We start from the raw sequence: 15,913 nt of genomic DNA on the forward strand, positions 1-15,913 counted from the left end.
TCTTAAATTTTTAAAAAAGTAACTTTAATAGAGCTATAAAACACGCAGATCGAACACAAAAACAACGAATAAACCTCTTTTTTCAATTTATGACTTTTATATGTTGACACTTTGCGGCGCGGTCATTAATATTTCGCCCCGTTGAAAGGCAAGACGCTTCCCCCTTAGCTCAGTTGGTTAGAGCGACGGACTGTTAATCCGCAGGTCCCCCGTTCGAGTCGGGGAGGGGGAGCCAAGTTTTTCAACCATAAACGATTCCCCCTTAGCTCAGTTGGTTAGAGCGACGGACTGTTAATCCGCAGGTCCCCCGTTCGAGTCGGGGAGGGGGAGCCAAGTTTATGTTTATGATGTAGTTCCCCCTTAGCTCAGTTGGTTAGAGCGACGGACTGTTAATCCGCAGGTCCCCCGTTCGAGTCGGGGAGGGGGAGCCAAATCATCATAATAATATCACTACTTTAGTTCCCCCTTAGCTCAGTTGGTTAGAGCGACGGACTGTTAATCCGCAGGTCCCCCGTTCGAGTCGGGGAGGGGGAGCCAATTCTAAGAATTTCATAGACATCTCAAGCTAATTCCACTACTCTTCCTTATATAACTAAAGCATTAGTTTATTCCTTAATGCGCTGTACTTAGTTTATTAATCAAGGACTTGATTCCTTCCCTTTTGAATTATTAAAAGACTGAAAACATGGCTGGATTTAAAAAACTTATTTTTATACAAATTATCTCTTGGTTATTGTGTGTTGCAGCAGGAAGCTACTTCATATCTATAAGCTTTGATACTGCGGTAAGTGATGCACAAAAAAGTGCGCAAACTACTGTTACTAAGTATATTAATGACCTTTCTTTAGACGATATTTCTGCTCAAAATTTAAAACAATCAATTGCAGATGGTAAAACGTTTTCAAGCTTCACTCTAAGAGATTACCAAGGGGCTGAAATATTTAGTATTAACCCCCCTACTCAATTACCAATGTTTGCTGATTTTGTACTCTCTAACTTTAACTCAGTGCGCCCTCAATTTGCTGTAAATGACGCCTCAGATATAAAAGTTGAATTTGTACTTAACATTGAGCATTTAGCGTCGCAGCTACAAACCTCCCTTTTTATTGTTATTTTGATTTCTGCCATTTTAGTTATTATTCCAATAATTCTAATGAAATCTATTTTTTACCATTTAAATAAAAACATAAGTACAACAGTTGCTGACATTATCGATATTTATATCAATCAAAACCAAGTTGATAATGATTTAGAAACAGCACTAGATGGCACTCGATTGAAAAAAATGGGAAAAGATTTAGTACCTAGCTTTAATCGATTATCACATTTCTTAAAAAACAAAAACGAAGACATACAAAGCGCTGCTATGACTATTAAGCATGAAGCGTACAAAGATGTAATTACCTCGCTTGGTAATCGTAATATGTTTGTTGAGTACTACGAAAAAAATATTGAAAACACTGAGCAAAGTACATTTGGCTCTTTAGCTATGGTTCGTTGTAGCGAACTACAAGCTATAAACCAAAGCCGTGGTTATCAAAAAGGTGATGAGTACGTAAAAGGCGTTGCCGATATTATTAAGCACATAAGCGGCACTTACACTGGCAGCCAAATATTTAGATTAAACAGCTCTGACTTTGCTGTCGTACTACCCCACATTCCTTTAAAAGAAGCTGAGCGCTTTGGTGAAAACCTGCAATCGCGCTTCACGCAGTACCAACAAAACCAAGAGTTAAGCTCGGTAGCTAATACGGGTATTGTAGGATACGAAAAAGGTAAGCCGTTAGGCGAATTGCTTTCTGTTGTTGATAACGCAATGAGTATGGCGCAATCAAAACAAGTAAACGCATGGCACGTACAACGCGAAACCGATTTAGTTAATAACGTAAGTGCGGGTTTTGGTAATCAAAACTGGCGTAAGGTTATTAAAGAAGTTATTGAATCTAAGCGTGTGCATTTGGTAATGCAAAACATTATGCCGCTTGGTAAAAGCATAAAAGCCTACGCTGAAGTACAAGTTCGATTTAAAACAGAAGACAATCAAGTACTGCCTACCGCTTCTTTTTTAGCGATGGCCGAAAAGCTTGATATGGCAATAGAAATTGATCGCCTGATCATAGACTCTTCTCTTGAAAAGGTTAAAAGCCGTAATTTATCTGAAAAGTTTTTTGGTTTAAACGTGACAGCTTCTAGTGCACACAACGATCAGTTTGTAATTTGGCTAGAGCGCCGATTATTGAAAGATACGCATATTGCATCTAAACTAGTATTTGAAGTAAGCGAGTTTGGTTTACAGCAAAACATCAAGGCTAGTAAGCGCTTTATCGACATGGTTCACCGTGTTGGCGCACGCGTTACAGTTGAACGTTTTGGTGTTGGCTTAACTTCGTTTAAGTTTTTCCGAGATTTAAAACCTGACTTTATTAAAATGGACGCAAGTTATACTCGCGGCCTCGAAGACGATAAAAACAATCAGTACTTTATGCGCTTAATGGTCGATTTAGCCCACCGCATTGGTGTTAGTGTATTTGCTGAGGGCGTTGAGAGCCAAGAAGAAAAGCACATTATAGAAACGTTGTGTTTAGATGGCGTTCAAGGTTATTACATAGAAAAACCTAAAGACATATAGTCTATTGGAGGCATCATGAAAAGAGTAATTACCTTTATTATACTTTTTATTATGCCTTTGAGTTTGTACGCAAACGCCCCGCAAAAAGAATTAGTTTTTAGCACTCACAACTATCCTCCATTTTCATTTGTTGATGAACACGATAATGCCGCTGGCCCCTTTGTTGATATACTTACCTTAGCGTGTAAACGCCTCAATTATAAATGTGAGTTTGTCAGCGTACCAAATCGTCGCTCTAAGCTCATGTTAAAAAACCTGCAAGCTCAAGGAAACTTTCCTATGGGCTGGAATCTTGACCGCAACGAATGGCTTTATTTTTCGATCCCGCTTATGAAAATGCAATATGGATTTTTTCAACCTGAGGGTGCAAAAAAAACCATCAAAAGCCTCAATGATCTACAAAAAATGCAAATTGCTGTTTTTGGCCCTTCAAATGCATCTTTTCAACTAGTTAAAATACAGCAACAAATGATTAAAGACGGATTGAGGGAGTTTGATATTGTTTTACTCACCGATGCCAATGGCACGGGTGTAAAAATGATAGAAAACAACCGTATAGATGGGTACTTTGCCAATACTTTACAAGCACGCGCTAGGCTAAAACAATTTAACTTACATCATGTTAATTTGGCCTTTTTACAAAGCGAATCCCCCTATTTTATTGGTTTTAATAAAATTCAATTATCTCCTGAACAAATTGCCCTATTTAATAAAGCACTATTAGATTTATACCAAGAACACGATCAATTTAAAGATATTTTAAAGCCATATAATATCGATCCTATTCTAATTACACCTGAAATCTTAAGTCGCTTTAATATCATTACTGATTGAGTCGTTTATTTGCTTCTCATGTGTTGTTAATCGATAAAGAAAAAAGGATAATACCCACGTTTATTATAGCGTGAGGCACACATGACAGAATATGTCTTGTTATTGATTGGAACCGTTCTGGTTAATAACTTTGTATTAGTACAATTTTTAGGCTTATGTCCGTTTATGGGCGTATCAGGTAAGCTTGATACGGCGATTGGTATGTCTTTGGCAACCACGTTTGTGCTTACCCTTGCCTCTGTAACTAGCTATTTAGTTAATCAATATATTTTAATCCCTCTGGATATCGCCTTTTTACGCACCATGAGCTTTATTTTAGTGATTGCCGTTGTAGTGCAATTTACCGAAATGGTTGTGCGTAAAACAAGCCCTACTCTATATCGTTTATTAGGCATATTTTTACCGCTGATCACCACTAACTGTGCGGTATTAGGTGTGGCTTTATTAAATATCAAAGAAGATCATTCGTTTTTACAATCTGCAGTGTATGGTTTTGGTGCTGCGGTTGGTTTTTCTTTAGTGCTTGTATTATTTGCAGCACTACGAGAACGTTTAGCAGCTGCTGACGTTCCTACGCCTTTTAAAGGCGCCTCTATTGCAATGATCACTGCAGGCTTAATGTCGATGGCGTTTATGGGTTTTACTGGATTAGTGAAGTTTTAATATGACCTTGTTTTATGCCTTGATAGCGATTGGTTCGCTAGCACTCATTTTTGGACTTATTTTAGGGTTTGCAGCAATTCGCTTTCGCGTTGAAGGTAACCCTATTGTTGAGCAAATTGATACTATTTTGCCGCAAACTCAATGCGGACAATGTGGCTACCCGGGTTGTCGCCCTTACGCCGAAGCCATAGCCAATGGCGATGAAATAAATAAATGCCCACCGGGCGGCGAATCAACCATGAAAAAGCTTGCCGGCTTAATGGGTGTTGATGAAAAACCACTTGCCGGTGGCGAGCAAGCAGAACCTATAAAAACAGTGGCTTATATTCGCGAAGATGAATGTATTGGCTGTACCAAATGTATTCAAGCCTGCCCGGTTGACGCCATTTTGGGCGCAACTCGTCAAATGCACACTGTATTAATTGATGAATGTACTGGCTGTGATTTATGTGTTGAGCCTTGCCCTGTAGATTGCATTGATATGCTACCTGTAGCCGAAACTAAACAAAACTGGAAATGGCAGCTAGATGCTATTCCTGTTACACAAATAGATTAGAGGTTTGAGTGGACAAGTTACTTGAACAAATAAAAAAAGGCACCGTGTGGGCATTTCCTGGCGGCATACACCCACCACAACAAAAATCACTCTCTAATAGTGCGAGTATCACTCGCCTACCGTTGCCCGACAAACTCATTGTTGCGCTTAAGCAACACATAGGCGCAAACGGTAAGTTACTTGTAGAAAAAGGCCAACACGTCTTAAAAGGCCAACCACTTACAGCGCCTGCTGCTAACTGGTCGGTACCTGTGCATGCTCCAAGCTCTGGTGTGGTTACTGATATTGCACCTATGCCATCAGCACATCCATCGGCCCTACCTGAACTAAGTGTTATTATTGAACCAGACGGCAAAGACGAATGGGTAGCTCTAAATAAAAATAAAAATCCTGCTGAGCTTAGTCATGATGAGCTGATAAATATTATTCACCAAGCCGGTATTAGCGGTATGGGTGGTGCTGGTTTTCCTACTTATGTAAAAGCAGATACCAAGCAACCTATCGAATTTTTGATTGTAAATGCTGTTGAGTGCGAACCTTATATTACTGCCGATGACGTTTTAATGCGCGAACACGCTAAAGAAGTTATCCAAGGCATTGAAATAATGCAGCAACTTTTAAACCCAACACTGTGCATTATGGGTGTAGAAGATAACAAGCCTGAAGCTATTGCAGCAATGAAGCAAGCAGCTGAGCATAACTCAAAAATTATTATTCAAACGGTGCCAACTATTTATCCATCTGGCGGTGAAAAGCAATTAATTAAATTACTTACTAACCGTGAAGTTCCTAGCATTGGTATTCCTGCCGATATTGGTATTTTAGTGCATAACACCGGGACTTTGTTTGCCGTACAACAAGCCGTTTATGAAGGTAAACCACTCATTGAACGTATAGTTACGGTAACAGGTAACACTATTCATAAGCCTGGGAATGTATGGGCACTACTTGGCACTGAAATAAAGCATTTACTTGATTGCCAAGGTTTCTCACCTGTACCGCAGCAAAGTGTTGTAATGGGCGGCCCAATGATGGGCTTTACGCTACCCACAGTGCGTATTGGCATAGTTAAAACAACTAACTGTATTTTAGCGCCTGATCATAAAGAGCTAGCGGAGCCCGGCCCTGAAAAAGCCTGTATACGTTGTAGCGCTTGTGCTGATGCCTGCCCTGCTTCTTTATTACCACAGCAATTGCAGTGGTTTGCTAAATCAAAAGAGTACGACAAACTACAAGAGCATAATTTATTTGACTGTATTGAGTGTGGTGCTTGTGCATATGTGTGCCCAAGCGAAATCCCTCTTGTACAGTACTACCGTATAGCCAAAGTTGAAATTAAAGAACAACAAGCGGATAAAATTAAAGCCGACAGAGCAAAAGAGCGTTTTGATGCACGAAAAGAGCGTTTAGATCGCGAGCAAGAAGAACGTCAAAACCGCCACAAACGTAAACCTGCAGCTAAATCTGCTGACGAAAAGCAAAAAGTAGCAGAGGCACTAGCCCGCGTTAAAAATAAATCAGATAACGGCGATGAAAAATCAGCTGTTGCAGCTGCTATTGCACGCGCTAAAGCTAAAAAGCTAGGCGATCAATCTGCTGAATTAGAACCTGACAACAGCGAAGTAGCAAAAGAGCGCGCACTACGTAAAGAACAAGCGCGTAAATATAAAGAGCAAAAATCTCAAACAGATGAATCGGCCGATACTGCGCCCGTTGATGATAAAAAATCAGCAGTCGCTGCAGCCATTGCTCGCGCTAAAGCTAAAAAAGCAGCACAAGCATTAGATAACGCTGAACAAGCAGCAAGTGAAGAGCCACAAAACGTGGCCCCTGTTGATGATAAAAAGTCAGCGGTAGCTGCGGCCATTGCTCGAGCTAAAGCTAAAAAAGCAGCACAAGCATTAGATAACGCTGAACAAGCAGCAAGTGAAGAGCCACAAAACGATGCCCCTGTTGATGATAAAAAGTCAGCGGTAGCGGCGGCCATTGCTCGTGCTAAAGCCAAAAAGGCAGCACAAGCATTAGATAACGCTGAACAAACAGTAAGTGAAGAGCCACAAACTGATGCCCCTGTTGATGACAAAAAAGCAGCGGTAGCGGCGGCCATTGCTCGTGCAAAAGCTAAAAAAGCGGCTAAAGCATTAGATGGCGCTGAGCAAACCGTGAGTGAAGAGCCACAAAGCGATACGCCTGCTGATGATAAAAAAGCAGCCGTAGCGGCGGCCATTGCTCGCGCAAAAGCTAAAAAAGCAGCTAAAGCATTAGAAGAAACCGAGCAAACCGTGAGTGAAGAACCACAACGCGCGGCACCCGTTGATGATAAAAAAGCAGCGGTAGCTGCGGCCATTGCGCGCGCAAAAGCTAAAAAAGCGGCACAAGCATTAGAAGAAGCCGAACAAACTCAAGAGCCACAAATTGATAGTGCGGCACTAAAGGGTGCAAACAATAATACCGATGACTCATCCAATTCTACTGAAGCAGATAAACCTAAATCAGCCGACGATAAGAAAAAAGCCGCCGTGGCCGCAGCAATTGCGAGAGCAAAAGCTAAAAAGTTACAAAAAGAAGGAAATAATCAGTCATGAAATTAACCATGGCCAGTTCGCCGCATAATCACAGCCATAAATCGTTAACGCGATTAATGCTTAGCGTTATTGCTGCGTGTATTCCTGGGCTAATTGCTCAAGTTTTCTTTTTTGGAACCGGTGTACTTATTCAACTGGTGCTCGCGCTTGTTGCTGTAAGCGTATTTGAAGCTGCAATAATGCTAATACGAAAGCGCCCTGTTTGGCCTGCATTAAGTGATGGCAGTGCGTGGCTTACTGCCGTGTTATTGGCACTGAGTATTCCACCACTTGCCCCTTGGTGGATAATCGTTATTGGCTGTTTATTTTCTATTGTTATAGTTAAACAGCTTTATGGCGGCCTTGGGTTTAACTTATTCAATCCAGCAATGGCGGCTTATGTACTGCTTTTAGTTTCGTTTCCAGTACAAATGACCGCATGGTTGCCTGTTACCGATTTAATAAATACGCCAATAGGCTTTGCTGATCAGCTAAGGCTAATATTCACCGATTTTACGGCCTCTGGGTTTAGCCTTGATCAAGTACGTGCAGGGGTTGATGGCCTAACAATGGCAACACCGCTGGATACTGTTAAAACAGACATAGCACACGGTTTAACCGTTACCGAAAGCATGCAAAAGCCATTATTTAACGAATGGGCTGGCCTTGGCTGGGTGTGGGTTAACTTAGGCTTTTTGGTGGGTGGTTTATACTTATTAAAAGCAAAAATAATTAACTGGCATATTCCTGTAAGTTTTATCGCAAGTTTAGCTGTATGTAGTGCTATTGGTTATATCGCATCACCTGGTACAGAGCCGGGCACCCTATTTCACTTATTAAGTGGTGCCACTATGATGGGGGCCTTTTTTATAGCAACCGATCCGGTATCTGCAGCAACAACTAACAAAGGGCGCTTAATTTATGGCGCGCTAATTGGCTTACTAATTTATTTAATTCGTACCTTTGGTGGTTTTCCTGATGCCATCGCATTTAGCGTATTATTGATTAATATTGCAGTGCCGCTAATAGACTACTACACACAGCCACGTACTTATGGCCATGGAGCAGTAAAATGATCATTTCGTCAATGGCTAAAAATGGTGCTATTTTAACTGCGTTTGCGTTAGCAACAACGGGCTTAGTTGCCTCTATCAACGCGCTTACTGCCGATAAAATTGCAGAGCAAGAACAACTGCAACTTACTGCGCAGCTACAAGAAGTGCTCGACCCAAAATCGTACGACAATCAATTATCACAAGATTGCGTAATTATTACTGACGAAAAACTAGGCCCACACGCAAACCAAGTAATTTACCGTGCTCGTAAAAACAATAAACCAGTCGCTGTTGTTATTAGGCATGTTACGCCAAACGGCTACAGTGGCGATATTAACTTATTAACAGCTGTATTGAGCGATGGCACTATTGCTGGCGTTCGTACGACTAAACACGAAGAAACCCCTGGTTTAGGCGACAAAGTAGAAGTTAAAAAATCACTTTGGATCACAACATTTAAAAGCTTAACGGTTGAAGGCGAAGAAGACGCTCGCTGGGCTGTAAAAAAAGATGGCGGCCAGTTTGATCAATTTACAGGCGCGACCATAACGCCACGTGCTGTTGTGGGCTCTGTTAAAAATGCCGTATTGTTCGCACAAACTAATTTTGATGATATTTTTGCAGCACCTAATGCCGAATGTATGGAGGTAGCTAAATGAGTGAGTTAAAAACATTATACAAAGAAGGTGTATGGGTAAATAACCCTGCCCTTGTGCAGCTTTTAGGTTTATGTCCACTGCTTGCCGTTACCTCAACTGTAACAAATGCCTTAGGTTTAGGCTTAGCAACTTTACTCGTACTAATAGGCTCAAATGTTACCGTATCAATTGTGCGTAACTGGGTGCCAAAAGATATTCGTATACCTGTATTTGTCATGATCATCGCAGGCTTTGTAACAATAGTTCAATTACTCATGAACGCTTATACCTTTGGTTTATATCAATCATTAGGGATTTTTATCCCGTTGATTGTAACTAACTGCGCCATTATTGGCCGCGCCGAAGCATACGCCTCTAAAAACCCTGTTCATTTATCAGCATTTGACGGCTTAATGATGGGCTTAGGCTTTATGGCTGTACTGTTAGTATTAGGTACTATGCGCGAACTAATCGGCCAAGGTACGCTGTTTGACGGTGCCGACTTATTACTTGGCCCATGGGCACAGAGCTTGCGCATAGAAGTATTTAACTTTGATAACCAATTTTTACTCGCAATTTTACCACCGGGTGCCTTTTTAGGTCTTGGACTACTTATTGCTGCTAAAAACGTAATTGACGCACAAATAAAATCAAAGCAAATTGCACCGCCAGAGGCTGAAAAAGGCCCTCGAGCACGTGTGACCAGCTTAACTTAAGGGGAAAACGTATTAGAGCAACAATTAGCACTAATACGTTTTAAGTTGCATGAATAAAGAAAAACGTCACCAAATACTGTCGCGCCTGCGCGACGATAACCCGCACCCAGTTACAGAGCTTGAATATTCAAGCCCATTTGAGTTACTGGTTGCCGTTACGCTCTCAGCGCAAGCAACCGATGTAGGTGTTAATAAAGCCACTCGTAAATTGTTCCCTGTTGCTAACACACCCCAAGCCATTTTAGATATAGGCCACGATACACTGCGTGATTATATAAAAACCATTGGCTTATTTAATTCTAAAGCCACCAACGTGTACAAAATGTGCCAAATATTGGTGGATGAGCACAACAGCATCGTGCCAGAAAATCGAGAAGCGTTAGAGGCTCTACCAGGCGTTGGCAGAAAAACAGCTAACGTTGTACTCAATACCGCCTTTGGCTGGCCTGTAATAGCCGTGGATACACATATATTTCGTGTTTCTAACCGTACAAAGCTTGCCATGGGTAAAGATGTTGTAGCTGTAGAACAAAAGCTTGAAAAGGTTGTACCAAAAGAATTTAAAGTAGACGTGCATCACTGGTTGATTCTTCACGGACGTTACACCTGCGTAGCACGTAAACCAAAGTGTGGCAGCTGTATTATTGAAGACTTGTGTGAGTTTAAAGAAAAAACAGAGTAACTACAGGCAGCCTTGAGCGATCTACGGACGGTCAAATTTTTATTTTCGATGGGCAGCTTCTCACTCATAGCTGCCGTTGATGTTTTGCTTCTACAGATAAATATTATATTTGAAATGTGAGTTGCCAGCTTCTTCTGTTTGAGAGTAAAGGCTGGCTTAAGGTGCTGTTAAACTATAGCGCCTGATCTAGTAACGCTAATGCTGATACAATGGTATGAACTGAGTTTCGTTCGAACTCGGCTCGGTCTACTTCATCATGAGTGCCTTTGTTCAGATATCGCCATTCTAGAGAGTCACCATTAATACCTAATAATTGTTCAATGGGAGACAAAACATTATGTTTTTCAGCGTCAGTAAAGTCACCTTTTTTAATCTTAGTTTTGAGTTGCTCTGTTAATTGACGTAATCCAATTGGTGCGTTTGCGGCACGTAATTTGATACTTAAATTACCATCACCATGTTTGCTGACATATTGCCATACTCTCCCAGTAGTTAATGACTCTAAAGCTTGGCGAGATTTACCCAGTGCAAATCGTAATTCATTTTTGCGAAAATGCTCTAATGCCCCCTCAATATAGTTTCTTGGGGCGCATTTGAAATCAACTTGAATATGTGGCTCATCAATACGGGGCAAGAAAGCTAACCGCTGACTACTTTTAATTTGTTCCACCGACAATTGATTTTGGATATCTTTAAAAAACTCCTCCCCATGACACGTCAAAATAATTTGTTTTTCATCAAAGTAATCATCTTCAAATAGCGTGCGTCTGATGGATTGACGATGATCATCATCAATGGCATTAACCGGGTCATCAAAGATAAGAAGAGGACAATCTTCTTTGATATTTTTCGCCAGTAATATTGCCAAGCCAACACAACGAATATGCCCTTCACTTAGTACATGAAGCGCATCAAAATATTTTTGAGGCTCGTTTTGGTAGGAAATTTTTAGCTTCTGGTTTTGTGCTAGCGGTAGCTGAATTGATGCCAATAGCTCTGTTGGCGCATCATTACGGTTGAATGCATTATATAATTTAACAACTTCATCTCCTAAGTTTTCGACTAGAAGTGCAGGTAGCTTTTTGCGATAGGCGTTAAGTAAAGTTACAAACTGCTGGTAGGACTCTCTGATGTCAATATTCTGTTCAACAATAGGCTTTTCTTGTTCGACTTCACCGATGAGTGCTTTATTTGCTTCGTCAAATTCACTAATTAGTTTTTGAGCACCTTTAATTGCGTTGATTGCCGCCCCCTTCGAAGCAGCTAGCTTTTGAGCTTCATTTAAGAAACCTTTTAATCGATTCAATTCTTGTTGCTGAGCTTTCTTATTTTGTTCAATTTGAACACTTTTAGTATCCTGTTTTTCTAGGTAATCTACTTGTGTATCAATATGCTGAATGGCTGATGTGCCATCGCCTAGCGCTGCATGCAAACTTTTCCACCATGCCACATTTAGTTGGGACATATCAGCTAGCTTGAATTGTGCTAACTTGTTATCAGTGGGATAAAAATTTAAACAAGTGGATAATATCTGATGCAATTCTTGAAGCTTTTGAAGCACTGTTTGCTCAAGTTGCCTTATTTTAATTTGCAATTCAGCAAGGTGTTGTAGTTTAGCTAGCTCTTCTCCTGCATGAGTGAAAGGGTTAACGGTAACTTCCGTTAATGGTGTTAAACATGCAGGGCATTTCTCAGGACTAATTTGCTGAACTTGAGTCACAGCTTCAAATAGCTGCTGGAAAGATACTTGTTGGCTTGCATTCGCTAATTCTTCTCTTTTTTGCTTATGGTCGCTTAAACTGTTTACCAACGTTTGTTTGATTGAGGCTAGGTTAGAAGCTGTTAGGTTACTTTTTTGCGGAGCAGGCTTTTGTAGCTCTGCTTCTAATAAAGGTATTTGCCCTTGCCTTTCCTCTGACCCAATAAGCTCAAACATCATTTGTAGTAAAGTACAGCCTTCTCTATAGCGCGTTGCTAGTGAAGTTTCTTCACCCTTTACCTGTTCCACAATGCTTTGATTAAGCTTTATTTGCTGTTCAGCGCCTTGGAGTTGAAGCCTTTTTTCAGAAAGTTTCTTTGCTTTGATACCTTCTACATCAATGTGTTTTCCATCCATTTCAAGAGAGAAGTTTTTTACAAACTCATTAAACGCATCAAGACCAAATAGTGTTGATATTAGCTCAGACTGTTTGGCTGGAGCTTGTGCAGCAATACGCGAAAAGCTATCTATCCGGTTTTTCTCAACAAAGCAAAATCGATAAAGAGCATCATTAGGTTTAATATTGACATCACTCCCTTCAGCATCAATTCCGATCAATTTGGGTGGTGCGAATTTATTTGTATGGGCATTTTTTAAATAAGCTTCAACATCTCTAAAACGTTTACTTTCAGCTTCTGCAACTGAACCTAATAAGGCATATTCTAATGCTTCACAAAAACTAGATTTCCCCGTACCATTTGGCCCAAAGATAAGTACCAGCAGACTATTCAGGTCAAAAGTTTCCTCACGGCTAAATCCCCTAAATGAATCAACCGATAACTCTTTTAGTAGAGTAAAAGATGCAACATCTGACTCAACATCTTCAAGATTAGTTGGAATATCTTGGCTTAAGCTAGCCCATTCTTTTTGAGCAAGCTTTGCGACATGTTTAACTCGTTGTCCCTGATAAGTACTTAGTGGAACAATTTCATCCAGATTTTTTAGTACCAAGTTAGCGAATTTATGAACTGACGCACTAGATGGAGATGAAAGTAAAGTTTGCAGAAAACGTTGAAATTCAGACTGAATCATACTTTCCCTTATATTTGATAAATTGTCAGATTAGGCAGTAAAATCTATACCTAACGACATTGTCCTTATTAAAGTCTAATATCAAAGCTATCAGTTAAAAAAACTTGTGTAAATCAATATGCAACCTAATGTTGATTACTTTGATTTTACACAATTAAAGTCTCTGTATGGAATTGGGTTAAATACTTAGAACGACTAAAGGTTACTCTATAGAATTATATCAATGACCGCTTTAGTGGCATATAAGAATTTCAGCTTATAGTAAAATTGAAATGCAGAATGACCGCAATGGGCTGTGAGTTCAGCCACTCGACAACATAAAATATTGATAATAATTGGCAAGGTATTTTACTGTGTCGTATGGCGTGGCCTCGCCACTTATCCAACCTACGTCAAAAGGTAGATTGGTTAAGCCAAAGGCGCCACCCAACAAAGTTTCAGATTCACGCCTTGAAGGTCAGCAGCTGGCACAAAACTGCCCATCAAATAAGTATGATTTTTATACTTTAGTGGTATAAAACTTAAAGGGAAGTATATTGTCGTTGATAATGATCAAAATCTTTATGCTTACGATGGAAACAGAAAACACATGAATTTCATTGCGCCTCTTATTTGTAGTAGCCAATGAAATAGAACAATTATTAGAACATTATCAAAGTATTAATTTCACAAGTTACACTCCTTTAGTTATGCTAGTGAGCATTATAAAATTATATTGCGAAACCCTCTATGCTACCTCTACTTCGTATCTTGATAATTGAACAAGACCCAGCCACCTTACAAGGGCTTTCAACTAATCTGTCAAAGACCATTCCTAACTTTGAGCGAGACGATATTCATATCGATATTATTGAATGCCTCGAGCTTAAACACGCGCTGGAATGTGTAGAGGAAGATGGTGATATTCAAGCCGTAGTTCTAAGCTGGGATATGCACAACAAAGTGGGTGAGCGGATGTATAGCCGCTTTATCGAGGATTTAAAGGCAATTCGTCTTGAGTTACCGGTTTATGTTATTGGCGACGACACTAAAGGGCTGGAGATCGTAAACGAATCAGAAGAAATCGAATCATTCTTTTTTAAAGATGAAGTGATTTCTGACCCAGAAGCTATTTTAGGTTATATGATTAACGATTTTGACGACCGCTCTGAAACGCCATTTTGGACGGCGTATCGTCGTTACGTTGGTGAAGCAAACGATTCATGGCATACACCGGGTCATAGCGGTGGATCTAGCTTTAGAAACTCCCCTTATATCAAAGATTTTTATCAGTTTTACGGCCGCAATGTATTTGTTGGCGACCTGTCGGTTTCGGTAGACTCGCTAGGTTCATTATCAGACAGCACCAATACCATTGGTCGCGCACAAGAATCAGCAGCGGCAACGTTTGAAGTTAAACACACCTACTTTGTTACAAATGGTTCGTCTACCTCAAATAAAATCATCTTGCAGACACTGCTGCGCAAGGGAGATAAAGTAATTGTCGACCGTAATTGCCATAAATCAGTACACTATGGCATCTTGCAATCAGCCAGTTACCCCATTTATTTGGCGAGTATCTTAAATCCAAAATATGGCATTTTCGCGCCACCGTCGTTGGCCGACATCAAATTAGCAATTGAAAACAATACTGATGCTAAATTACTAGTGCTTACCGGGTGTACTTACGATGGCCTGCTTAGCGACCTAAAACAAGTCGTAGATTATGCTCATCAATATGGTATCAAGGTGTTTATAGATGAAGCCTGGTTTGCATACTCTTTGTTTCATCCTAGTTTTCGTCATTATTCTGCAATACATGCTGGGGCTGACTACATTACGCATTCGGCGCACAAAGTAGTATCGGCGTTTTCTCAAGCGTCTTATATTCATATTAACGACCCCGATTTTGATGCTGATTTCTTTCGAGAGATTTATAGTATCTACGCTAGTACATCGCCTAAATATCAGCTTATTGCATCGCTTGACGTGTGCCAAAAGCAATTAGAGATGGAAGGCTATAAGCTACTTAATGCGCTACTAAATCATGTTGAAGAGTTTAAACAACAGATGGCCTCGCTTAAGCAAATTAAAGTATTAGCTAAGCAAGACTTTATGGAAATATTCCCGCATTTTAGTGGTGATAACATGGGTCACGACCCATTAAAAATCCTTATTGATATTAGTGAGCTACCTTACTCATTAAAAGATATTCATAAATATCTACTGGATGAAATTGGGCTAGAGATAGAAAAATACACACACAGCACCATCTTGGTTTTACTCACGCTTGGCGGCACGCGCTCAAAAATAATTCGTTTGTACAATGCGTTGAAAAAGCTAGACAGCGGTAAGGTAAAACTATCGAAATCGACGCGCAGAGCTCGCTTACCCGAAAACTTACCTGCCATCGACTTGGCGTGTATTCCAAGCGATGCTTTTTATGGCGACCGCGAATCTGTGCCTATTAGCAAAAGTAACAACCGCATTTGTGCAGGTTTAGTTACTCCATATCCACCGGGCATTCCGCTTTTAGTCCCAGGCCAGCATATCACTAATGACCATATCGAATATTTACAAGAGTTGGCAAGCCAAGGACTGACGATACAAGGCAGTTTCGATGGTGAAATTTATGTTCTTAAGGGTAAGGTTAAAAAATAAAGGTATTGGTTAAATACTATCTCAATAATAATTGCTGGTGGCAGTGTCGCAAGACATTGCCGCAGTAACAGTATTTAAAAGTAAATACAAAGTGGGATAAATCATCCTTATAAATATTAACTAATTTTAGTTAAAAAAAAGCAAG

11 protein-coding genes and 4 tRNA genes are annotated in these 15,913 nt (G+C 40.3%); 14 read left to right on the forward strand and 1 reads right to left on the reverse strand.

Features of this window, described 5'->3' with window-relative positions; translation table 11 throughout:
- Nucleotides 1-158 precede the first annotated feature (158 nt).
- The 13 genes from GQR46_RS06030 (at nucleotide 159) to nth (ending at nucleotide 10,337) form a co-directional block, all read left to right on the forward strand.
- A tRNA-Asn gene (locus GQR46_RS06030) sits at nucleotides 159-235 on the forward strand.
- 21 nt (nucleotides 236-256) lie between these two features.
- Nucleotides 257-333, forward strand: a tRNA-Asn gene (locus GQR46_RS06035).
- Between the two features lie 21 nt (nucleotides 334-354).
- Nucleotides 355-431, forward strand: a tRNA-Asn gene (locus GQR46_RS06040).
- Nucleotides 432-460: 29 nt separating this feature from the next.
- Nucleotides 461-537 (forward strand) — tRNA-Asn (locus tag GQR46_RS06045).
- A 148-nt stretch (nucleotides 538-685) separates the two neighbouring features.
- The gene (locus GQR46_RS06050) at nucleotides 686-2,629 is read left to right on the forward strand and encodes a GGDEF domain-containing protein (protein WP_024592352.1); all 1,944 of its coding nucleotides are present in this window, start codon (nucleotides 686-688) and stop codon (nucleotides 2,627-2,629) included.
- 15 nt (nucleotides 2,630-2,644) lie between these two features.
- Nucleotides 2,645-3,463: a transporter substrate-binding domain-containing protein gene (locus GQR46_RS06055; RefSeq protein ID WP_165740413.1), complete on the forward strand. Its 819-nt coding sequence runs from the start codon at nucleotides 2,645-2,647 to the stop codon at nucleotides 3,461-3,463.
- An 81-nt stretch (nucleotides 3,464-3,544) separates the two neighbouring features.
- Entirely contained in the window at nucleotides 3,545-4,126 is a 582-nt protein-coding gene (rsxA, locus tag GQR46_RS06060; RefSeq protein WP_008172491.1) for an electron transport complex subunit RsxA, read from the forward strand.
- A gap of 1 nt (nucleotide 4,127) precedes the next feature.
- A complete protein-coding gene (rsxB, locus tag GQR46_RS06065) occupies nucleotides 4,128-4,682 on the forward strand; it encodes an electron transport complex subunit RsxB (protein ID WP_007585357.1) in 555 nt (184 codons plus the stop codon).
- Nucleotides 4,683-4,690: 8 nt separating this feature from the next.
- On the forward strand, nucleotides 4,691-7,267 hold the full coding sequence (gene rsxC, locus GQR46_RS06070; RefSeq protein WP_165740415.1) for an electron transport complex subunit RsxC: 2,577 nt from the start codon (nucleotides 4,691-4,693) through the stop codon (nucleotides 7,265-7,267).
- Nucleotides 7,264-8,322 carry an electron transport complex subunit RsxD gene (gene rsxD, locus GQR46_RS06075; RefSeq protein WP_002962268.1) on the forward strand — a complete coding sequence of 353 codons (1,059 nt, stop codon included), beginning with the start codon at nucleotides 7,264-7,266 and terminating at the stop codon, nucleotides 8,320-8,322. Before rsxC ends, rsxD begins: the two co-directional genes overlap by 4 nt.
- Nucleotides 8,319-8,960 carry an electron transport complex subunit RsxG gene (gene rsxG / locus GQR46_RS06080; protein WP_002962266.1) on the forward strand — a complete coding sequence of 214 codons (642 nt, stop codon included), beginning with the start codon at nucleotides 8,319-8,321 and terminating at the stop codon, nucleotides 8,958-8,960. Before rsxD ends, rsxG begins: the two co-directional genes overlap by 4 nt.
- A complete protein-coding gene (locus tag GQR46_RS06085; RefSeq protein WP_010553676.1) occupies nucleotides 8,957-9,655 on the forward strand; it encodes an electron transport complex subunit E in 699 nt (232 codons plus the stop codon). The genes rsxG and GQR46_RS06085 overlap by 4 nt, the downstream gene beginning before the upstream one ends.
- Before the next feature lie 49 nt (nucleotides 9,656-9,704).
- Nucleotides 9,705-10,337 carry an endonuclease III gene (gene nth, locus GQR46_RS06090; protein WP_165740416.1) on the forward strand — a complete coding sequence of 211 codons (633 nt, stop codon included), beginning with the start codon at nucleotides 9,705-9,707 and terminating at the stop codon, nucleotides 10,335-10,337.
- 172 nt (nucleotides 10,338-10,509) lie between these two features.
- Here nth and GQR46_RS06095 read toward each other — a convergent pair whose 3' ends face one another.
- Complete coding sequence (locus tag GQR46_RS06095; protein ID WP_165729537.1) at nucleotides 10,510-13,128, reverse strand: AAA family ATPase; 2,619 nt, start codon at nucleotides 13,126-13,128, stop codon at nucleotides 10,510-10,512.
- A gap of 729 nt (nucleotides 13,129-13,857) precedes the next feature.
- On the opposite strand from GQR46_RS06095, the gene GQR46_RS06100 reads away from it, so the two are divergent.
- Complete coding sequence (locus tag GQR46_RS06100; RefSeq protein ID WP_024591500.1) at nucleotides 13,858-15,768, forward strand: aminotransferase class V-fold PLP-dependent enzyme; 1,911 nt, start codon at nucleotides 13,858-13,860, stop codon at nucleotides 15,766-15,768.
- Nucleotides 15,769-15,913 lie beyond the last annotated feature (145 nt).

Source organism: Pseudoalteromonas sp. Z1A6 (genome assembly GCF_011378745.1).
In the GTDB taxonomy this organism is placed as follows: Bacteria; Pseudomonadota; Gammaproteobacteria; order Enterobacterales; family Alteromonadaceae; genus Pseudoalteromonas; species Pseudoalteromonas arctica.